The 22,703-nt window shown below is 38.6% G+C and carries 18 protein-coding genes and 1 tRNA gene; 6 read left to right on the top strand and 13 right to left on the bottom strand.

The window, feature by feature from the left end; translation table 11 throughout:
- Positions 1-60 precede the first annotated feature (60 nt).
- Positions 61-384, bottom strand: a complete 324-nt coding sequence (locus I6F43_RS09650; protein WP_002957866.1) for a c-type cytochrome — start codon at positions 382-384, stop codon at positions 61-63.
- A gap of 183 nt (positions 385-567) precedes the next feature.
- On the bottom strand, positions 568-1,107 hold the full coding sequence (locus I6F43_RS09645; RefSeq protein WP_002957867.1) for a DUF2058 domain-containing protein: 540 nt from the start codon (positions 1,105-1,107) through the stop codon (positions 568-570).
- Positions 1,108-1,305: 198 nt separating this feature from the next.
- Between I6F43_RS09645 and I6F43_RS09640 the strand changes: the two genes are divergently transcribed.
- A complete protein-coding gene (locus I6F43_RS09640; protein WP_010554361.1) occupies positions 1,306-2,454 on the top strand; it encodes an MFS transporter in 1,149 nt (382 codons plus the stop codon).
- Here the strand turns inward: I6F43_RS09640 and I6F43_RS09635 are convergent.
- Both I6F43_RS09635 and I6F43_RS09630 read right to left on the bottom strand, forming a co-directional pair.
- Positions 2,421-2,921 carry a prolyl-tRNA synthetase associated domain-containing protein gene (locus tag I6F43_RS09635; protein ID WP_165736113.1) on the bottom strand — a complete coding sequence of 167 codons (501 nt, stop codon included), beginning with the start codon at positions 2,919-2,921 and terminating at the stop codon, positions 2,421-2,423. The two genes, I6F43_RS09640 and I6F43_RS09635, sit on opposite strands and share 34 nt — an antisense overlap.
- Position 2,922: 1 nt before the next feature.
- Positions 2,923-3,318, bottom strand: a complete 396-nt coding sequence (locus tag I6F43_RS09630; protein WP_010554359.1) for a hypothetical protein — start codon at positions 3,316-3,318, stop codon at positions 2,923-2,925.
- A 166-nt stretch (positions 3,319-3,484) separates the two neighbouring features.
- Here I6F43_RS09630 and I6F43_RS09625 point away from each other — a divergent pair.
- The 4 genes from I6F43_RS09625 to I6F43_RS09610 all read left to right on the top strand — a co-directional run bounded on the left by I6F43_RS09625 (position 3,485) and on the right by I6F43_RS09610 (position 10,487).
- Positions 3,485-3,560: transfer RNA gene (locus I6F43_RS09625), tRNA-Ala, on the top strand.
- A gap of 179 nt (positions 3,561-3,739) precedes the next feature.
- Positions 3,740-5,002: an ABC transporter substrate-binding protein gene (locus I6F43_RS09620; RefSeq protein WP_165736112.1), complete on the top strand. Its 1,263-nt coding sequence runs from the start codon at positions 3,740-3,742 to the stop codon at positions 5,000-5,002.
- Positions 5,002-8,220 carry an ATP-binding protein gene (locus I6F43_RS09615; RefSeq protein WP_197102052.1) on the top strand — a complete coding sequence of 1,073 codons (3,219 nt, stop codon included), beginning with the start codon at positions 5,002-5,004 and terminating at the stop codon, positions 8,218-8,220. Before I6F43_RS09620 ends, I6F43_RS09615 begins: the two co-directional genes overlap by 1 nt.
- Before the next feature lie 59 nt (positions 8,221-8,279).
- Positions 8,280-10,487, top strand: a complete 2,208-nt coding sequence (locus I6F43_RS09610; RefSeq protein WP_165736110.1) for a two-component system response regulator — start codon at positions 8,280-8,282, stop codon at positions 10,485-10,487.
- A gap of 76 nt (positions 10,488-10,563) precedes the next feature.
- On the opposite strand, the gene I6F43_RS09605 is transcribed toward I6F43_RS09610, so the two are convergent.
- A complete protein-coding gene (locus tag I6F43_RS09605) occupies positions 10,564-11,811 on the bottom strand; it encodes a glutamate-5-semialdehyde dehydrogenase (protein ID WP_165736109.1) in 1,248 nt (415 codons plus the stop codon).
- Positions 11,808-12,914: a glutamate 5-kinase gene (gene proB / locus I6F43_RS09600; RefSeq protein ID WP_165722393.1), complete on the bottom strand. Its 1,107-nt coding sequence runs from the start codon at positions 12,912-12,914 to the stop codon at positions 11,808-11,810. Before proB ends, I6F43_RS09605 begins: the two co-directional genes overlap by 4 nt.
- Positions 12,915-13,784: 870 nt before the next feature.
- Between proB and I6F43_RS09595 the strand changes: the two genes are divergently transcribed.
- The gene (locus I6F43_RS09595) at positions 13,785-15,632 is read left to right on the top strand and encodes a cation:proton antiporter (protein WP_165722391.1); all 1,848 of its coding nucleotides are present in this window, start codon (positions 13,785-13,787) and stop codon (positions 15,630-15,632) included.
- Positions 15,633-15,702: 70 nt separating this feature from the next.
- On the opposite strand, the gene I6F43_RS09590 is transcribed toward I6F43_RS09595, so the two are convergent.
- The 7 genes from I6F43_RS09590 to miaA all read right to left on the bottom strand — a co-directional run bounded on the left by I6F43_RS09590 (position 15,703) and on the right by miaA (position 22,698).
- Entirely contained in the window at positions 15,703-16,341 is a 639-nt protein-coding gene (locus I6F43_RS09590; RefSeq protein ID WP_007586412.1) for a tetratricopeptide repeat protein, read from the bottom strand.
- A gap of 110 nt (positions 16,342-16,451) precedes the next feature.
- Entirely contained in the window at positions 16,452-17,765 is a 1,314-nt protein-coding gene (locus I6F43_RS09585; RefSeq protein ID WP_010554354.1) for an adenylosuccinate synthase, read from the bottom strand.
- A gap of 214 nt (positions 17,766-17,979) precedes the next feature.
- Entirely contained in the window at positions 17,980-18,858 is an 879-nt protein-coding gene (hflC, locus tag I6F43_RS09580) for a protease modulator HflC (RefSeq protein ID WP_010554353.1), read from the bottom strand.
- 5 nt (positions 18,859-18,863) lie between these two features.
- A complete protein-coding gene (gene hflK, locus I6F43_RS09575) occupies positions 18,864-20,033 on the bottom strand; it encodes an FtsH protease activity modulator HflK (RefSeq protein ID WP_010554352.1) in 1,170 nt (389 codons plus the stop codon).
- Between the two features lie 100 nt (positions 20,034-20,133).
- A complete protein-coding gene (hflX, locus tag I6F43_RS09570; protein ID WP_007586404.1) occupies positions 20,134-21,423 on the bottom strand; it encodes a ribosome rescue GTPase HflX in 1,290 nt (429 codons plus the stop codon).
- A 15-nt stretch (positions 21,424-21,438) separates the two neighbouring features.
- Positions 21,439-21,702 (bottom strand): RNA chaperone Hfq, encoded by a 264-nt coding sequence (gene hfq, locus I6F43_RS09565; RefSeq protein WP_007586402.1) that lies wholly within the window; start codon positions 21,700-21,702, stop codon positions 21,439-21,441.
- Between the two features lie 78 nt (positions 21,703-21,780).
- A complete protein-coding gene (gene miaA / locus I6F43_RS09560; RefSeq protein ID WP_007586400.1) occupies positions 21,781-22,698 on the bottom strand; it encodes a tRNA (adenosine(37)-N6)-dimethylallyltransferase MiaA in 918 nt (305 codons plus the stop codon).
- Between the last annotated feature and the right edge of the window lie 5 nt (positions 22,699-22,703).

The raw sequence follows: 22,703 nt of genomic DNA, 5'->3' as shown, positions 1-22,703 counted from the left end.
TTGTGTGGCTGTTTGTAAAACTAAAATACCAATTGCATTAAAATGGTATAGCTGCGTAAATTATTTTACGTTAGCTAGGTAATCTGCAATTGCTTCAAACTCTTCATCAGTTACCGTTGCAACCATTGCTTTCATAGCCATGGTCATACCGTTATTACGTGCACCTGATTTGATGTCTTTCATTTGCGCTACTAAGTAGTCTTTGTTTTGACCGTTTAGTTTAGGGTACATACCCATAATTGGTGCTTTACCTTCAGCGCCATGACAAGTTTGACAATTTTTAGCGGTATAAAGTGCAGCGCCATCGGCAGCTGCTGCATTAAACGAGAAGCTTGCGGCTAAAGTAATACCCGCGCCTAATAGTAGTGTTTTCATCTTGCTCATTGTATTTACTCTTCTTTTTTGACGGTTAGAAAAACTGTTCTATTGATTGTAGTAAACAATCAAATAAAAAGCATACGTACGAAACGACGCTAGACGATCAACTTAACCAAAAACCGCTAACTCGTTTCTGTCTCACTTTTATATACTTTATCAAATAAAAATGAGCTTACCCTTAATAACTTATTACCACACTATATCATCTGGTACTTCAAAGTCTGCGTACGGGTCATCTTCATCTTTTGGTTTGTTTTCTGGCTCTACATGAAAAACAATATACTTTTCGTCAACTTCAGCCACTTTGCGTGCTGGTTCGTCGTCTAATACGTAAAATTGCCCTTCTAGTACACAAATAGCTAAACGACCGCCCGATAACGCTTTTTGCGTTTTCTCGTTCACGTCGATATTTTTTACTTTGTTTTGATAAGTAAAATTAAATGTGCGCTCACCACGAATAGCGTCTTGGTTGTGGTGCTCTAAAATTTGTTTAACACGCGCTTCTTGCTCGCGCTGCTTTAAGCTCACTTGGCGTGTTTGGTTAAGCTCTTCAGCTTTTTTTTGCTGTTCTAGCTTGGTTTGTTGAATATGCTTTTGCAGATCACTTGGGTTGCTAGTAGCCCCTTTCTTTTGCTTTTTTTGTTGCTTACGCTTTTCTGATTTAGCAACTTTAGCATTATGCGATGTTGTTAATCCTGCTTGAAGCAATTGGTCTTGTAATGAACCCATGGCTTTGTTCCACTAAAAACTAATATTATCGCTATTTTAATCACCAACGAGTTCAAATAACAGCGCTATCGACATTAATCTAGCAAACTAGTTAAAACAAACCATGATATAGCGCAATGACTATGGTTTTAATTATGAATTAAAAGCAATTTTTAATACAATACCACGCAACCAATCAGCAAATGCACGAGCCATATAATGCGTTTACCTCATCTACTCGTTTGCTCGGTATTTATATTTTTTGTGCTTTATGCACCCCAACCCCTACTTAGCCTTTTTGCGAGCGAATTTAATGTAGCACCTGCGGTAGCTGGCAGCTTAATGACTGCAACTATGCTGCCCTTAGCCATTGCCCCGCTCGTTTATGGTTTATTTTTAGCAAAAATAAATCCACTACTTATATTACGTATTGCAATGGTGCTTTTAGGCCTTAGCTGCTTACTTTTTATTTATGTACCTAGCTTTGAGCTTTTATTATTAGTCAGATTTTTACAAGGTTTAACACTCCCTGCAGCTTTAACAGCAATGACTAGCTATATAGGTATGAGCTATAGCGCTGATACACTTCAAAAAAATATGACCCTATATATTGGTAGCAGTATAGTTGGTGGTTACTTTGGTCGTGTGCTCGCAGCTTTGTTTAGCGACTTATGGAATTGGCAGAGCTTTTATTACGTAATTGCTTTTATGCTTATTTGCTTAGCTTTGACAATTAAGCATTCTCGCTTTACAAACCCAGCTACACCGTCGCAGCTCTCCCCTCTGGATTACATTAAACAACTTAAAGAAGGCGCTATCCTTAAAGTGTACGGTGCCGTCTTTTGTATGTTTTTTTGTTTTGCTGCATTACTTAATTACTTACCGTTTATATTACAAAACACGTTTTTAATTACCAATACTCGTGACATAGGTTTAGTTTACAGTGGTTATTTAGTTGGTGCCCTCGCCTCTATTGCTGCACCTTGGTTACTTAAAAAAGTCCCTTCGCCTTGGCATTTATTAACTGCGGTATTTAGTTTTTATAGTGTGAGTATTATTTTATTAATGAGCCACCAGCTTAGCTTATTTTTAATCGCATTTACTTTGTTTTGTGGTGCTATGTTTGTGATTCATTCAACTGCCGCACCGCTCGTTAATAAAATAAGTAAAGCCCCGCCAAGTGTAACCAATGGCGGATATGTATCGTTTTATTACAGTGGTGGGGCATTGGGGTCGTTATTACCCGGTGTGGTATACCAACATCATGGGCAAACAGCGTTTATGTTTACGCTGCTCGCGGTTTGCTTATGCGGTTTATCGTTAATTATGTGGGCTTATTTTGAGGGTAAAAATACAACGCGCGGTTGATGCTTTGTGTGATTAAAAAATGTTTCTAAATCAGCTTTACTAAGCAACCATGTTTGGGTGTTTTCAAACGGATGACAATGAAACAAATCACCACCCCAAATATCTTGATCGACCCATAAGCTCACTTCGTTTTGCTTATCATTTAAAAGAGCCAACATAGATACACACCCAGGAACCACTTTTAAATACGTTGCTAAGCGTTCACTCGATGCAAACCCTAAACGCGAAAGCCCTTGTTGCTTTGATAGTGCCTTTAAATCGAGTTGCTTATTGTGCGCTGTAATAACTAAAAAGTGTCGCTTGCCTTCGTTATCGCGTAAAAATAGGTTTTTAAGACGAGTACCTGGGCGCTCAATCATAAACTCATCAGCCGCTAAGCTAGTATGTAGCGGCCGATGTTCTATTGCATCGTAAGTAATATCTAGGCGCACTAAAAGCTCTGCTAACTTCGTTTTATCAGCCAACATATTACAAACAACGTCCTCTTAGCTGTACGCTCAAATCTCGCCATAAAACATCATTAACTTCATGTTTGTTATCGCAATACTCACGCTCTTTTAGCTCTTGATTTAATAATTCAACTGCTTGATCTTCTAGCTGTAACTTTAGAATGCTCGACTCTTCAAAATGCTCTTTCTCTATATACTGCTTAACCTCACCACGGCTTGGTCTATTGTTAGGACCACGGTCTAGGTTAAAGTTTTCACGATGCTTAGCTTTTACCGAAACAACATAAGCAAAAAGCTTATTGCCTTGCTCATCTTGCTTTTCGTGAAACTGTTTATTATTTATTTCAAAAGGCGGCTCATCATTTGAGGCACAGCCAGCGAGTAAAACCATAAGCGCTAGAACACATTTTTTCATTGTTTTTTATCGTTTTAGTTTTGAATTAAGCCGAGTCTAACAAAAATTGACGTAAACAGTGAAAATTTACGAAAAAATACTTGACCAAATTTATAAAAAAACTTAAAGTTCGTCCCGCTTGGAACTCAGCAGTCAAGCAGTTACATTATATGTAATTTAGGAATGTGGGGCTATAGCTCAGCTGGGAGAGCGCCTGCCTTGCACGCAGGAGGTCAGCAGTTCGATCCTGCTTAGCTCCACCACTTTCCTACTCCTTTTCAAATTCGCTCTACTCTTCTATTTTTCCATTGTTTTTATTATTTTTTGACACCCTACTATTCTAATTTTTCATTCTATATAATTTTAAATTTATCCATTCAACTTGTGTCTTTACAAGTTCTTAGCTATACATAATGTCACACATTAGTACTTTAGGCTTAACATGGACAACCCTAAGCGTTCAACGCTAAAAAAGCTAGCTGCAATAGGTTTAACAGCTGGTGCAATAACACATGCGCCTTATGTTTTTGCCCGAAAAAAAGTCACATTAAGAGTACTTGGTACGCATGTAACACTCCAAGAGGCTATTCGCAAGCAAGCGATGAGTGACTTGGGTATTAATATAGAATTTACTCCCGCAGGCAGCGCTGCTGTTTTGCAAAAGGCATCAATGGACCCTAGCTCCTTTGATTTATACGAACAATGGTCAAACAGCATTAATGTGCTTTGGGATGCAGGTTCTATACAGCCAATAGAAAAAAAACGGCTCACCTACTTTAACGAGATAAATCCACTTACTAAAACGGGAAAACTAACCGAAACTGCAAGTATTGGTGCAGGTGATGCTCCCTATAAATTATTAAATGTTCAACCCGATGGCACATTAAGCGCACAAGAAAGCGATCATATTAGCTTTTTACCTTATGTGCATAATGTTGACTCTTTTGGTTACAACACCGACTTTATTAAGCCAGGTATAGCATACGAAACCGAAAGCTGGAGTTGGCTGCTTGATGACGATAACAGAGGTAAAGTAGCTATTGTAAATGCGCCTACCATTGGATTATTTGACCTAGCCCTAGCAGCGCAAAGTAAAGGGCTTATAAAATTTAACAATATAGGTGCGATGACTCGTTCAGAACTTGATAGATTGTTTAGTATATTACTCGACTTTAAACGCCAAGGTCACTTTAGTGGCTATTGGAACTCGGTCCCTGAGTCGATTGAATTTATGAAAAGTAAGCGAGCCCATATAGAAAGTATGTTTTCGCCTGCCGTCTCTGCGTTAAACAGCCAAAATATTAATGTTCGTTTTGCCGCGCCAAAAGAAGGCTACCGAGGCTGGCATGGTGTTATGTGTTTATCGTCACAAACACAAAGTAGCGTAAAAGATGCAGCTTACGATTATATGAATTGGTGGCTTTCAGGCTGGCCTGGTGCATTTATTGCTCGCCAAGGTTATTACATTAGTAACCCACAACGCTCTAAACTACTCTTATCGCCGGCCGAATGGGATTACTGGTACGGTGGAAAAGTAACAAGCATAGATTTATTAAATACAAATGGCGACGTAGCTATTAAAGCTGGTGCGCAACGTAATGGTGGTAGTTACTATAAACGCTTTAGCAATGTAGCAGTATGGAATACAGTTATGCCAACCTATGACTACAGTCTACAAAAATGGTATGAGTTGATTAGCCGATAATGATAATAAATTCAATTAAATCAAAAATAATATTAGCTTTGTGTTCGCTGATTGGATTACTTCTTTTACAAAGCTATTTGTTTAACTATTCGCAAACGTCCTTACTTAACTTGCAAAAGTCGCAGCATAACGCGCTTATTCAAAGTGAAGCTGTGAATCACTTAGAAAACGATATTATTTCCCTGCAAGGGCATGCAGTTTCATTTATTGACAATGCAAATGAAAATACGATTACCAAATTTAATTTTTATTTAAATAAGGCAAATCTAAATCTCGAGCAGCTAAAAACAAACACTCAAAACCAAACCCCTGAGTATCAAAACTCACTAATACGCCTTGGCGAGTATCTAAATAATTACCAAGATACATTTGGCCAAGTTGTCGTAAACAGACAAAAACGCGAACACCTTTACACTACTCAGTTCAAACAGCCTATTGATGACCTACAGGTAACAATTAGTGATTTAGAAGGGTCTTCAAACAATGATAATAAAGTTATTTTTAACGATGTTTTACTCACAATAAGTAATTTAAAACACGCAATTATAAGCTATCTCTATAAACCTAATTTTGATGAAGCACAAAATGTAAAACAAAACTTAAATCACTTACATAAAAAACTAACGAGCACCTCTGTAATAAATGAATCCCTCTCCAATAAAACAACAAGCTTAAAACAAGCTTATAACCAACTTGTATTACTCACCCGTAGCTACACTTTTTCTGTAAATGTAGTGCTTACAGGCATAGAAAACGAATTGCTGTATTTAACTAATGAAATTAAAAATATAGAAAAAAATAAACTAATCAAAACAGAAGAGCTACTAAGTAGCCACTTAACAAAAAATACAGAACAGGCAAATATATTTGCCGTTTTAATTATGTTAATCATTTTATTATTAAGCTATTTTATTTTTAGATCGGTTATAAAACCGATTACCCAGCTCACTTTATTACTTAAAGACATGAATAACGAAAAGCCAGTAACTATTTCAAATACCAGCCAAAATCAAACTGAAATAGCGTCGGTAATAAAAGCAGCCAACGCTTTATATTTAAAAAATAAGCAAACCAAAGAGCTACTCAATGAAACCCGCGTATTAAATTCCCAAATGGAAGCAATGAATGCCGACCTGACGAGTGCTATGGAGCAAACTGATAAAGCCAATAAAACAAAAATAGATTTTGTAGCCAATATGAGTCATGAACTTCGCACCCCAATGAATGGCATATTAGGTATGTTGCAACTCTTACAAAGCAGCGAGCTTCCCTCAAGGCAAAAACACTACGCAGATAAAGCTTTTTCAAGTGCTCAAAATTTATTGCAGATTTTAAATAATATTCTGGATTTTTCTAAACTAGAATCGGAAAAAGTTCAGTTAGAGCAAATCCCTTTTACCTTACATACTATAGTTTCTAACGTTCAAAATTTATTCTCAACAAATGCTAAGCAAAAAGGCTTGTTATTAAACTTTACTTTACACGTTGATGCAGGGCTTGAACTTATTGGCGACCCAATGCACTTAAGTCAAATAATAAATAACTGTGTAGGTAACGCAATTAAGTTTACTGAGCATGGTGAAATATCATTAATTATAGAAGCGACATCTCAACACGAAAAAACAATAAACCTTCGCTTTAGTATAAAAGACACGGGTATTGGGATGACTGAAGAGCAATCAAAAATTATATTCCAGTCTTTCTCGCAAGGTGATTCAAGCACAACAAGAAAGTATGGTGGGACCGGTTTAGGACTCACTATAAGCAAACAATTAACTAAATTGCTGGGCGGAGATATACAAGTAAGGAGCACGATTAATCAAGGTAGCGAGTTTTTCTTTACTCTACCCTTTACTTTATCTGAGCAACAAAAGCTTAAAAAACACGCCTTATTAATTAGCCCCGATAATGAGCAAATTAAAAAATTAATGGACTTACTAAGTGATATAAATATAACGACAGAAACAACACAAGAACCATTAAGGGCCATTGCAAAAATGTCTCAGCCTAGTAGCCCATTTAGTATTGTAATAATGTCGATAGAAAAAAAAGAGCTCAACGATAACTTTATTTTACAACAACTGTACGCTCAAAATAAAAGCGTTAATGAAAAATTGACACTGATTTTATTAATTACCGATGAAGAGTCTCCTGAGCCAATTGCAAAAAATGAAAATATAGACATTATAATTATTGGTAATAAAAATAGTGAAGTTGAAATTTTAAGAAAGCTTTCACCAAATAATTTTAAAGAAAAGCAATTAAAGCCTCACCCTAAATTCTCGGGTTTTAATGCATTAGTTGTTGACGACAATAAAATTAACCAAGAAATAGCCTCCGCCCTTTTAGCAAGATTAGATATGACCGTGATCATTGCTGATAATGGACATGATGCATTAGATAAAGTAGAGATAAATGACATCGATATTATTTTTATGGATGTTCAAATGCCAGTTATGGATGGGCTTGAAGCAACAAGCATATTAAGAGAGCGAGGCTACAAAACTCCCATAATTGCCATTACGGCAGCCGCCGATCCTAATGATAAAAAAGCAGCGTTTAGAGCGGGTATGGATGACTTTTTAGTAAAACCGATTATTTTTGATGCGCTTTACGAAAGTATAGAAAAGCATCTGCAAAGTAGCGAATCTCTGAGCACTATAAACCTGCCTTTAGCAAAAGAAAACCTAGAAAACAATGACGAATTGTTAGCTAAATTATTTACTCAGTTTGTCAACGATTACAATGACTTTTCGATTAAAGCTGATATATTAATCAAAAATGGAGAGTTAGAAAGCTTAATTCGACTAGTACATACACTCAAAGGCTTGGCCGGCACATTAGGCTTTGAGCTACTGCAACAAAGTGCGCAAAGTGTTGAGAAAAGCTTAATAGATAAGAAAAGTATTAATTTATCTCATTTTAATGAGCAATTAATACTTACACTTTTTGCTGTAAAACAATTTTTGATAGCTTACAGCTTTAAAAAAGAACATATACAGCAACATGAACTAGAAAACGAAGACTCGGTTATTGATAATATATACTCATTAGCATTAACGGCTCGCCCCGTACCTAGCAGTTTGGTTAGACAGCTAGAAATGAATCAATATGATAGAGGCCACTCCCTATTTAAGCTCAAAGAAGCAATTGATCATTTTAACTACGCGTTAGTAATTGAGCTTATTGATATGTATAGGAACGATAATAAAAATTAGGTATAACCACTAACCTGAACTAGATTTAATATTGTAAAGAACGCAGAGAAGGACAGATAGTGCATTCAAATTACCTCGCAAACAATAATGGATTAACCACAGAACAAAAGCATAAACCTTTAATTCTTATTGTTGATGACGAACCTAGTAATTTACACGTATTAGTAGAAGGACTTTTAACTGACTACGATGTACGTATTTCTACTAGTGGTGAGCAGGCTTTGATCTTTATTGAGTCAACTAGGCCTGACTTGATTTTATTAGACATAATGATGCCCGGCATGGACGGCTACGAAGTATGTAATATACTCAAAGCGAAACAAAATACCAAAGGCATCCCCGTTATATTTGTAACTGCGCTTACCGAGGAAGAGTCTGAAGAAAAAGGCTTTGCTATGGGCGCAATTGACTACATACACAAACCTTACAAGCTAGCGCTCGTTAGAGCACGCATTCGCACTCATATTACCGCTCAAGGCATGCTAGATAGGCTTATAGAAAAAAACTTTGACCTGCACGACAAACTACTTGAAATAGAGTCTCTGGCGAAAGAGTTAAGTCAGCGTGAAGAAGAATTAAAAGAACTCTCCTCAAAACAAAAGTTATTTTATCAAGCCCTAACGGGAACCGCTGATGGCGTTGTTATTACCGACAGTAACGGAAAAATTATTGCCGTAAACCCTTCATTTTGCCGGATTACAGGTTACTCTGAATCTGACTCCCTGCAAATGCAGTTGCACGATATTAAACAAAATAACCACCCTAGTATTAGCTTTGATCAAGTATGGCATCATGCAAACCAAGCAGGATATTGGAGTGGAGAGCTAGTAACCAGACGAAAAAATGGCGAGCTTTATCCTGAGTTATTAACTCTTAGTATGGTAAAAGGCGAGCAAGATACCAACGTGCATTATATTGGTGTATTTAGTGATATTTCTAGCGTTAAGATAACGCAAGAAAGAATTCACTACCTCACATGGCATGATGAACTTACAGGTTTGCCCAACCGAAATGGTTTTTTAAAGCAGTTGGAGCAGCAACTTCAGGTTTGTAGTACCGAAAATAGTTATGCCTATATTTATATTATTGACATAGACAGCTTCCACTCAATAAATGATGGATTAGGCCTACTCGCTGGCGATAACATTTTAAAAGAATTAACTAAACGAATTCATTCTAAGGTGAGTAAAAAAGATGTTATTGCTCGCTTAGGCAGTGATGAATTTGCAGTACTGTGTACAGTTGAAAAAGGTATTGGCAGGATCAGAGCCCAAGCTATGGCTGAAAATAAAGCCCAAGAACTGCTCATAAGTGTAAACCACCCCTTTGTGGTTGATGAACAAGACGTTAGCTTAACAGTAAGTATTGGCACGTATATTTTTCCTCGGGAAGATCAGTGGGAAAGTGCTATTGAAACAATTCGTAACTGTGAGGCGGCTTGTTACAAAGCAAAAGAAAAAGGCGGCAATAGAGTTACCTTTTTTGATACTTCATTTGGCGAGCAAGCAAAACGCCGTTTTGAAATAGAGCAAGATTTACGTAAAGCTATTTCAAATAATGAGTTATCCCTATATTTACAATCTCAATTTGACCGAAGCCAAACCCTTAAAGGCGCTGAGGTTTTATTAAGATGGGAGCATCCTCAAAAAGGCTTCATTAGCCCTGGTGAGTTTATATCTATAGCCGAAGAGTCAGATATAATTTATGACTTAGATTGCTGGGTAACTTCAAATGCACTTGAAATATTAACGCAACTTAGTAAAACTCACCCTAAGTTAAACCTATCAATTAATGTAAGTGGCAGGCACTTTCATGAAGCGCGTTTTTTAAGCTTTATTAGCCAACAAATAAAGCAACATAGCATTAACCCTCAGCAACTCACTATTGAGATAATTGAAGGTACATTACTTAATCACATGGAAGCGGCTATTGAAGCTGTTCACTTTCTCAAGAAGCTAGGTATTAGGGTATCAATTGATGACTTTGGTACTGGATATTCGAGTTTAACTTATCTTAAACAATTACCCATACAAGAACTAAAAATTGACCGTTCTTTTGTATTGGAAGCACCGACTGATAATAACGATAAGTTAATTATTGATATGATTGTAAGCCTAGGCCGTTTATTTGAACTCGAGATAGTTGCTGAAGGTGTAGAGAACCAGTCCCACTTTGATTTATTGCAAGAATATCCAGAAGTTATTCTTCAAGGCTATTATTTACACAGGCCTGAACCTGCAAGCGACTGGCTTGAAAAATTAAATTAATTACAGAGTAGTCTGAAAAAACAAAAAAGCCGAGTATTTCCATACTCGGCTTTTTAATGAAATTAAGCTTTAGCGGTTACTCGCGAACTTGGCCTTCACCATTCACTAAGTACTTCTCAGTAGTCAGTGACTCAAGTCCCATAGGACCGTATGCATGAAGCTTAGAAGTTGCTATACCAATCTCTGCGCCTAGACCCAGCTGTGAGCCATCAGAAAAGCGAGATGATGTATTAACCATCACTACAGAAGCATCGACACTACGCTGGAATAACTCTGCAGCGGCTGCGTTTTTAGTGCAAATTACTTCAGTGTGGTTTGAACCAAACTGTGCAATGTGTTCAACCGCTGCCGTAAAGTTTGGTACAACGCGAATAGCGATTTCTAGGTCTAGGTATTCTTCACCAAATTCGTTATCGGCTAACACAGTTGCATTATCAAAGTATTTAGCTGCAAAGCTGTCAGCATTTATTTTTACACCTTCTTGGCGTAATACCACTGCGCACAGATTTAAAAACTCATCTGCAACATCTTGATGAACTACTAAGCCCTCAAGTGCATTACAAACACCCGTACGTTGCGTTTTACCGTTAAGTAGTAAGTTAAGCGCAATTTCTAGGTCTGCATCTTTATCTACATATAGATGACAAACGCCTTTGTAATGCTGAATTACTGGGATCGTGCTGTTTTCAGTAACAAAGTTAATTAAGCCTTCACCGCCACGTGGAATTATTAAGTCAATGCTTTCACGTTGCTGCATTAATTCCATTAATAGTGCACGATCTGGATCTGGAATCACTGAAATAAGTGATACTGGTAAGTTATGCTTTTCAAGTACGCTGTGCATTACACTTGCGATAGCTTGCGAACTTTTAAGTGCTTCTTTACCGCCACGTAAAATTACGCCATTACCTGATTTAAAACATAATGCGCCAGCGTCTGCTGTTACATTTGGGCGTGCTTCGTAAATCATACATACAACGCCAAGAGGTACGCGCATTTTACGAATTTTAATGCCATTTGGACGCTCTGTAATATCACGTAGCTGACCAACAGGATCATCCAGGCTTACGATTACTTCAATACCTTCTGCCATTGCTTCAATACGCTCATCGTTTAGCGTTAAGCGGTCGATCATTGAGGCTGCTAAGTTATTGTCGCGTGCTGCGCTTAGGTCACTTTCGTTTTCTTTGATTATAAATGCTTTTTGCTCTCTTAGTGCCGCTGCCATTTCAATTAGTACTTGATTTTTAGTCTCGGTATCGAGTAAAGCAAGTGTATGGGCAGCTTTAGCTGTCTGGCGTGAAATGTCCGTAATTAAACTCATGACTTCTCCAATAATGCGATATGTTTTTCAGATATAACTGGTCCAATTGAATCCTGCATTTTTTCGCTGAATTCACTCTGTTCGTTGTCTGCAATAAAGTTTAACAAACAGCTACTGTAATTTGCGGTCGCTTTAGCTAAACGCGTACCGTCTTCACTACGTACTAAAATAGTATCACCAACAGCAAATTCACCATGGACTTCCATGATTTCATCACCGCGAATACAGCCACTTTCACCTTCAAGGGATTCATCAAATGATCCATCAACAACAACTTCACCTTGCTCATTTGCTGTGTGTGTCATCCAATGCACAGAGTCCAGCATCGGTTTTTCGTACGGTAAAAATATGCTACCAGGATTTTCCCCAGCTAGCAGTTTCGTAAATGTTTCTTCTTTAAAGCCGTTTATAATATAAGTCGCGATACCATGTGACGTTGCTTTTTCTGCAGCTTCTATTTTGGTTTTCATGCCACCAGTACCAACAGCACTTGTAGCACATCCTGCCATAGCATAAATAGATTCATCAATTGATTTTATTTCAGGCAGTAACACCGCATCATCATGTAAGTTAGGGTTTTTGTCATATAGCCCATCAACGTCTGAGAATATTAATAAAGCATCGGCATCCGCTGCAGCTGCAACCATCGCTGATAAGTTATCGTTATCACCCACTCGTAGCTCATCGGTTGTCACCGCATCGTTTTCATTAATAATAGGGAGAATACCGTGCTCAAGTAGAGTGAACACAGTTTCGCGAATACTTTGGTAACGCTCGCGGTCACGTAAATCGCCGTGCGTTAATAATAGCTGCGCAGATGGAAAGTCAAAAAAGCGGTCCCACATGGCGATCATTTCTGTTTGACCTGCTGCTGCCATTGCCTTTTTCATTACCACAGAGCGAGGTTTGTCTGATGGGAATAAATGCGCTCCAGCCGCTACAGAACCCGATGATACTAAAATCACCTCGATTCCACGGGCACGACAACGAACAATGAACTGTGCGATGGTTAATATGTAACGCGAACGGCAGCCATCTTGATCTGGTGCAATTAATGCACTACCTACTTTAAGTACGATACGTCGCCAATTTAACTTTTGCATAAATGCTCAACTTTCCATTTTATCTGCGCTCATCTTAATTCGACGAGCTAAAACTAAGTAGCTAGGTTTAAAACATAGCTTCGAATTTTTCTTTTCATTTAGGCAACACTTTTTTACACACACGCAAAAACCATATCTAAAACAAGAAGCTTAGATTTGAGGTTAAGTAAAAGTAGCAACAACCCAATAATATTGAGCAGCACTAATCAAAAAATTTAAAAGTGTTGTTTATGCATCGCTGTAAAAAGCTGTGTGTGGCTTTTTTATTAACAACATACATAGAGCCTCTAAAGTCTGATACACCAACAGATAGGGTGAAGACCAAAGGACCGAGATTTAACCGCCACGATGGGGGGCTAAATATTGAAAGTAATAGTTCAACTCAAACCTTTATTTACTTAAATAATTAAATAAACTTGTTTGGCAAAACCATACCAAGAATTCGGCAAATGATATTTTGTAATGCTCAAATACTAGAAACATCACTAACACATGATTATAAAGATTAAAAATGACGTTAAGATTAACAAGCATCTTTTATCTTCAATAAACTTCGTTAGATGACTAATTATTAGAACACGAAGTATAATACACCAAATACCCCTTTAAAATCAAGGTTAAAATTCGAACTAAGTTAATACGAAACACTCATACCCTTTATATTGTTATTAAAATTCAATAAATTAAACAATTAATACACTTTAAAATAAGGTGGCTAAGTTCTCGCTAAATAATTTAAGCCTACTAATTTTTTATAAGCAGCTAAAATTGATTAGTAATATTTCAGTTTCCGGTGTATACCCCTGTATTAATAATTAACAAAAGTTATACTTTCTAAACATATCGTCATAAATAAGGAATTCTTAATCTATGTCAGCAATTTACATAGCCGGTATCGCACTTTGCTCTGTGCTTGCCCAATGGGTCGCGTGGGCTTTTAGAGTACCCGCTATTCTTTTTTTATTGCTTACTGGTCTTTTACTTGGACCATTTAGTGGTGTTTTAGACCCTGATGCACTTTTAGGTGATTTACTGTTTCCAGTAGTATCACTAAGCGTTGCCATCATTTTATTTGAAGGTTCCTTAACTCTGCATTTCAGAGAATTAAAAGGGATAGGAAAAGTTGTAAGGAATCTCTGCTCAATCGGTATGCTTACTACCTGCATTATTATTAGCCTAAGCGCCTACTGGTTGCTTGAGCTTAACTGGCGTGTTGCTGCGGTACTAGGCGCAGTACTCGTTGTTACTGGCCCTACCGTTATAGCACCGCTATTAAACTCAATGCGCCCAACACAAGACATAGACCGCATACTTCGCTGGGAAGGTATTGTAATAGATCCTATTGGCGCATTATTTGCTGTATTGGTATTTGAAGCTGTAATGCTTGTAGGCCAAGGCGAAGTATTTAGTCATACTATTATTGCTTTAGTTAAAACCCTGGGTGTTGGTTTAAGTATTGGTGTTGCTGCAGGTTGGCTAACAACCCTATTAATGCGTCGCGAGTGGCTGCCATTTGAATTACATAAGTTTGGAATTTTAGCACTAGTCCTTATTAGTTTTTCTGTATCAAACTATTTAAGCCATGAATCAGGCTTATTAGCAGTAACTGTATTTGGTATTTGGCTTGCGAACCAAGACGATTTAGAAATAGATTCTGTACTTGAGTTTAAAGAAGACTTGTCGATGATATTAATATCAACGCTGTTTATTTTACTTGCAGCACGCTTACAGCTTTCTGATTTGATGATGCTCGACAGCGATGTATTTATCTTTTTAGCTATTGTGCTTTTTGTTGCACGCCCACTGTGTATTGCTATTTCGACCTTTGGTACTGACTTACCAATGAAGTCTCGCTTGGTACTTGCCTGGATTGCTCCACGCGGTATAGTTGCCGCAGCCGTTGGGTCAGTATTTGCACTAAGTATGATGGAAGCTGGCGTTGCTGATGCTGAAAAAATGGTGCCACTTATATTTACGGTGATCATCATTACGGTTGTGCTGCAAAGCTTAACAGCAATTCCTGTTGCCAAGCTATTAGGCGTACGCCAACCATCACCAAATACAATATTAATTATTGGTGCAAACCATGTATCGCGTGCAATTGGACGTGGCTTACAAGAGCAGAATATTCCGGTTCACCTTTCAGATCCTGCATGGGAAAACTGCAGAATGGCACGTATGGATGGCTTAGCTTGTTATTATGGTAACCCGCAATCAGAGCATGCTGAACGCTACTTACCTCTAACAACTATTCGTAGTGTCTTAGCGCTATCGCCAAACCGTCATCATAATGCGCTAGGCGTTCAATACTTTTCGCATTTACTTAATGAAAAAAATGTATTTTCGCTTCGCTCATCAACGTCGCATGCTAAAGCAAATAAAGACAGTGCAACGTTTTTATCTAGACAAATATTGTTTGGCGACGAAGGCTCATACGCACGTTTGAGCAGTATCATAGCTAAAGGCGGTAAGGTTAGTTCAACACGTATCTCGGATGAGTTCAGCTGGGAGCAATACCTAGAAATGAACCCTGAGGCTATCCCTTTGTTTATTCTTAAAGGTGATAAAGACAGCGATGACGATACGCCAATTAAGCTAAGACCGTTTACAATCAACATGGAAAAACCGCCGCTAGAAGGCGAGCGTGTTGTTGCATTACAGCCGCCTAAAATGTCGGTCTTAAAAGACCCGCAAACAAAGGCTAAAGAAGAAAGTTAAACACTTTTACTACCTGTAAAAACTCAAAAACCCTAACTTAAAAAGTTAGGGTTTTGTTTTTTAAGAGCCATTAAATAGGAAGGCGAGCTCGCGCAACCACGCTATCTGGCATTTTTTGCGCTAACTTAGTCAGCGCTCGCTCAATTTTTTTATGAGTCGCTTTATCTGCGACCATAGAATTAAATAGCCAACGGTATGCATCTTCAAAATCACGCGGGCTGCCATAGCCATCATTAAATAATTTAACCAAACGTAGTTGTGCTTTTAAATTGCCTTGCGACGACGCTTCACGCAAATACGTAATTGCCATTGCTTTATCTTGCTGAACTAAACGCCCGGTGTCGTAGTAACGCCCTAACTGCTCTAGCGCTGCCGCTAAGCCTTGTTCAGCCGCTTTTCGCATGTAATACACACCTAACTCTACATTACGATCCACGCACACGTTATAAGCCAGCATATCGCCGTATAAAAATTGATAAGACGGCAATGCCATTTTATTGGCTCGTGCTTCTATATCTTGCACTAACTGGCAATCATCTGCCTTTACCCGCGCTAAATGCGTATTTTTATTTATTAACGCAATTAGCTCAGATTCTGTATACAGCGGTACAGCAGCAGGGCTTTCTGTAGCTAAGCTGTTGGTTGCTATAAATAAAGATAGCGGAATTAATGAAAGCCTTAATACGCAATTACGGTAAAATAAACGCATGCTCACCACTTATAAAAATAAACTTATTAAAATATATACAAAGATCGTTCCAAGGTGAATTTTAGATACAAAAAAAGCTGCACTAGGCAGCTTTTTTAATCTAATGGTAATTACGCAAACGGGTTGCGAAGTACCATAGTTTCTACGCGGTCTGGACCTGTAGAAATAATATCAATTGGAACACCCGTAATTTCTTCAATACGCTTGATGTAGTCAATCGCAGCTTTTGGTAAACCGTCAAGACTCGTTACACCAACAGTGTTTTCTGACCAACCTGGCATTTCTTCGTATACTGGCGTTACTTTATCGTAACCTTCAGCTGCTAATGGTGTTACGTTAGTAACTGTGCCATCTTCAAGCTTGTAACCAATACAGATTTTAAGCGTTTCTAAGCCGTCTAAAACATCAAGCTTAGTTAAACAAAAACCTGAAATACTGTTGATTTGAACCGCACGGCGCATAGCCACTGCATCTAACCAACCAGTACGACGAAGTCGACCTGTTGTAGCGCCAAACTCATGGCCTTTATCACCTAAGTGCTTACCAACTGGATCTTGTTTCTCAAGACCGTCGTAAAGCTCTGTAGGGAAAGGACCTGAACCAACACGTGTAGTGTACGCTTTAATAATACCTAAAACGTAATCAAGGTTTAATGGACCAAAACCTGCACCAGTAGCAACGCCACCAGCTGTAGTATTTGAAGATGTTACATAAGGGTAAGTACCGTGATCGATATCAAGTAACGTACCTTGTGCACCTTCAAATAAAATGTTTTCGCCTGCTAAACGCGTTTGATCTAAAAGCTCAGTTACATCTACAACCATTGCTTTTAAGATATCAGCAACAGCCATTGCATCATCAAACGTTTTTTGGAAATCTACAGCGTCTACTTTGTAGTAGTTAACTAAAGTGAAGTTATGGTATTCAAGAACTTCTTTTAATTTAGCTGCAAATAATTCAGGATTAAATAAATCGCCTACGCGTAAACCACGGCGAGCCACTTTATCTTCGTACGCAGGACCGATACCACGGCCAGTTGTACCAATTGGCTTATCGCCACGAGCAGTTTCGCGGGCTACATCTAATGCAACATGGAAAGGCAAGATTAGCGGACATGCTTCACTTATTAAAAGACGCTCACGTACTGGTACGCCGCGTTCTTCAAGCATGCCAATTTCTCTCATTAGCGCTTCTGGTGATAAAACTACACCATTACCAATCACACATTTAACATTGTCACGTAATACACCCGATGGAATAAGGTGTAGAACCGTCTTTTCACCTTCGATAACTAAAGTATGACCCGCATTGTGGCCACCTTGATAACGAACTACTAAAGATGCTTTGTCTGTAAGGAGATCAACTACCTTACCCTTTCCTTCGTCACCCCATTGGGTGCCTAATACAACAACGTTTTTACCCATCGTAAATTCACTTAGAGAAAATTAGGACGAGATTTTACCAGAAAACTAAAGTAAAGATCACCCCTGTTCAGCTTATTTTTTCTGCGCGCATTTGTTATATCCAAATATTAGCTAATAACCACATAAATAACAGTGATTTAAAGCACTAGACTGTGTTTAACAAAAAGCCCCGCAAATGCGAGGCTTTTTAACTTCTAAATAATTAACGTAAAACCTATTGAGCTTTAGCGCCTTTCATATATTGGAAGAAGTCGCTATCTGGTGAAAGCACCATAACGTCTTGCTTATTTTTAAAAGTCTTTTTGTAAGCCTCAAGCGAACGCACAAAACTAAAGAACTCAGGGTCTTTGTTATACGCGCTTGCATAGATGCCTGCGGCATCAGCATCGCCTTGACCACGTACAGAACGCGCATTACGCTCTGCATCGGCAAGCATTACTGTTACACGACGGTCAACACCCGCACGAATAGTCTCGGCTTTTTCCTGACCTTCAGAACGATGCTCTTTTGCAACAGCAGTACGCTCAGCGCGCATACGTTGGTAAATAGAGCTACTCACTTCTTGTGGTAGGTTAATTTGCTTAACACGTACGTCTAGCACCTCAATACCAAGCTCACGTGCACTTTCAGAAGCTTGTACTAACGCTTCTTCCATCAACTCGCTACGCTCACCCGATACAATTTCGCGAATTGTACGTGTACCAAAGTTTGTACGAAGACCATTATTTACTTTTTGTTTAAGTAGCGTTTCAGCATATTGCTTATCGCCACGGGCACGTAAGTAAAAAGCGCTAAAGTCATTAACACGCCATTTTACAAACGAATCAACAATTAAGTCTTTTTTCTCACTAGTAACAAAGCGATCCGGCGCACCATCTAGCGTTTGAATACGTGCATCAATACGACGTACTTGGCTAAAAAATGGCACTTTAAATTGTAGGCCTGGGCCATATACGATCGCTTGATCGTCGCTGTCTTTTTGTACTTTACTGAATAACATTACAATTGCTTTTTGCCCTTCAGGTACAACAAATACCGATGAGAAAGACATAACAATGGCAGCTAATAGTATTACTAAACTAAAGTTTTTCATTATGATTATCTCCCATCATTGAAGCGGTCGTTGTTAAAGCGGTCATTGCCACTATTAACAGAGCTATTGCGCGACGTATTTACTTTATTGCGTAAATCTTGAATATCACTAGAGCTTGGAAGTGCAACACGTGTTGCTGTCCCTTGCTTATCCATGATCTTATCAAGTGGTAAATAAAGCATATTATTACCGCCTTTAACATCAACCAATATTTTAGAACTACTCCCTAACACTTCTTCCATTGCATCAATGTATAAGCGCTCACGAGTAACTTCTTTAGCTGCTTGATATTCAGGTAATAGCTTTTCAAAACGAGCTACTTCACCTTGTGCTTCTAATGTAATACGCTCTTGGTAACCTTCCGCTTCTTGAGTCATACGCGTTACTTGACCACGAGCACGCGGTTCAATTTCACGAGCATATGCTTCTGCTTCACGAATGAAACGTTCTTCATCTTCTTGTGCAGCAATCGCATCATCAAATGCATCTTTAACTTCAGTTGGCGGACGAGAGTCTTTAAAGTTCACGTCAGTAACAATTAAACCTAAGTTATATGGTTCGATAATCTTATTAAGCTCATCCCATGTATTTTGACGAACAACCTCACGGCCATTAGTTAATACTTGGTCCATTTTTGCATGGCCCACAACGTAACGTAGTGCACTATCTAGTGCTTCTTCTAAGCTACTATCAGCGTTAGTTACGCTAAATTCATAAAGGTATGGGTCAATAACACGGTATTGCACCTGAAACTCAACGCTCACTACGTTTTCGTCTTCAGTAAGCATAAAACCAGAAGCCGATAATGAACGAACTGCTTCAATATCTACTGGGATTACCGTTTCAATAAACGTCATTTTCCAACGCAGACCAGGATCAGCAATTCGGTCATATTTACCAAATTGAAGAACCACACCACGCTCGGCTTCTTTAACCGTATAAATACCACTTAACGCCCATACAATAACGGCGATAATAAGTATGAATGAAATACCGGCTCCGCCAAGTCCACCGCCGCTACCATTGCCGGATTTTTTCCCGCCAAATAAGCCGCCGAACTTGTTACTAAACTTGCGGAACACCTCGTCTAAATCAGGTGGGCCTTGATCACGTCCGCCTTTATTATTCCACGGATCTTTGTCATTGCCATTATTACCCGGTTCATTCCAGGCCATAGCTATACTCCATTGTTATCTAAATAAATTAGGAAATTGTGTTAAATCTAACAAATCTACCGCGTTTCTCATACAAAAACCGACATTAAAACGTCAATTTTTAATTACGGTTGATAAAACCAGCAATTTCAGGACCAAATTCTTTAATTAAACGATTCCACTCAACCATTGGCATTCTAACATCTAACAGCCAATTACCTTGCTCATCAAAGCGTTCTTCATGTACTGCATTTAAACTAAACAATGCAGCCCTTAGGCGACCATACAATGGCGTAAGAAATAATGTTTCGTTAAACATCTTCTTAGCAAGCAGTTCACTAATAGCCTCACTAAGTAATTCACACCCTTCACCAGTCTGAGCGCTAAGCCATACTCTTATAGGTTGGCCTTCGTCATCTCGATCAATACGTGGGCTTACGTTATCCAGCGCATCAATTTTATTATAAATTAATAGCTGTGGTACTTCATCGGCTTCAATTTCTTTAAGCACCGATTGTACTTGTTCAATATTTTCTTGAAGACGAGAGTCTGCTGCGTCAATTACATGTAACTGTAAATCAGCTTCACGAGTTTCAGTTAGCGTTGCTTTAAAAGCAGCAACTAAGTCGTGCGGTAAATGACGAATAAAGCCCACTGTATCAGCTAAGATAACAGGACCAACATCACCTAATTCAAGCTTACGTAGAGTCGGGTCAAGCGTTGCAAACAACTGATCGGCCGCGTATACATCTGAATTCGTAATTCGATTAAATAATGTAGATTTACCCGCATTGGTATAGCCAACTAACGATACCGTAGGTATTTCGTTACGAGTACGAGCTCGCCTACCTTGTTCGCGTTGCACTGCTACTTTAGCTAAACGCGCACGGATATTTTGAATTCGGGCACGAAGTAATCGTCTATCTGTTTCAAGTTGGGTTTCACCAGGTCCACGTAAACCAATCCCGCCTTTTTGGCGTTCAAGATGGGTCCAGCCCCGAATTAATCGAGTCGACATATGGCGAAGTTGTGCCAATTCAACCTGCAGCTTACCCTCATGGGTACGTGCACGTTGGGCAAAAATATCAAGAATTAGCGTCGTTCTATCAAGCACACGACACTGACAAACACGCTCTAAATTACGCTCTTGTGACGGCCTGAGTTGATGATTGAAAATTACGACATCTGCATTGTGGATTTTGACAATCTCAGCTATTTCTTCTGCTTTACCGGTACCGACGAATAGTTTCGGATGTGGTGCTTGACGGCTGCCTTGCACAACCGCCAAACTACTAACACCAGCAGAAGATACCAACATTTCTAATTCATGAAGATCTTCACGATCCCCTTCTTTAGGTAAGTCGATATGAACTAAAATTGCCTGTTCGCCGGATTCATAGCGGTCAAACAAACATTATGCTCCTAATTAAAAGTTACCAGCTTCTGGTTCTTCAGTGTCTTCACTCCCTTGAACTGCTTGGAAGTTAACTGCGCGAGCAGGGACAACTGTTGAAATTGCATGCTTATAAACCATTTGATTTACGGTGTTCTCTAGTAAAATAACAAATTGGTCAAATGACTGAATTTTGCCTTGTAATTTTATGCCATTTACCAAAAAGATTGATACTGGAATGCGCTCACGTCGTAGTGCATTCAAAAATGGGTCTTGTAACGATTGGCCTTTTGCCATGTTATTGTTCCTTCGTTCTAGGTGTTATTATAATTAAGTGGCTGAACTTATTTGATAAAAAACAATATTCAACTACTACTAGCTTAGCGAACTTACTACACGATGCAAGTTTTCTTCGTCACCCGTTGTTAACCAAGTAACATCAGGCCAGCTACGAAGCCACGTTAACTGACGTTTTGCCAATTGACGTGTTGCTGCGATGCCACGAAAAACCATTTCATCATGGCTTGTTTCACCCGCAAGGTAATCCCACATTTGTCTATAACCAACACAACGAATAGAAGGCATATTGGGGTGTAAATCCTTACGTAGATATAGGGTCGAAACTTCATTTTCAAACCCCTGATCAATCATTATTTTAAACCTTTCTTCAATTCGGCGATGTAATTCGCTACGTTCTTGCGGTGCAATCGCAAATTGATGAAAAGTATAAGGTAAAGCCGGCTGTTTTTGCTTTTGCAACTCAGTCATGGTCTTACCAGTTAACCTGTAAACCTCTAAAGCTCGATTAATTCTTTGTGAGTCATTCTCACTTATTTTTTCGGCTGCTTTTGGGTCAACTTTAACTAATTCTTTATATAAATGAGGCCAGCCAAATTCTTTAGCTTGTGCTTCTAGCTCTGATCTTATTACTGTATCTGCTTCAGGCAAAGGCGATAAACCATCAATTAAAGATTTAAAGTACAACATTGTACCTCCAACCAATACAGGCACTTTACCTTGTCTATGAAATTCGTCAATTTTTTGTACTGCATCGCGCCTAAAATCAGCAACTGAATATGTTTCACTCGGGTCAAGTAAGTCGATCAGATGATGCGGAGCTTTAGCAAGTTCTTCTGCATCGGGTTTTGCAGTACCAATGTTCATATCTTTATACACTAACGCTGAATCAACGCTGATTATTTCTGTATTTAAATGCTCGCACAGTGAGATTGCCAATGCTGTTTTACCAGCAGCAGTTGGACCCATTAAAAATATGACTGGTAAATTACTCAACACTG

Source organism: Pseudoalteromonas sp. NZS71_1, from assembly GCF_015864305.1.
Taxonomy (GTDB): Bacteria; Pseudomonadota; Gammaproteobacteria; order Enterobacterales; family Alteromonadaceae; genus Pseudoalteromonas; species Pseudoalteromonas arctica.
Note: the sequence above shows the minus strand (reverse complement) of the source record. Positions and strands in the feature narration are given on the sequence as shown.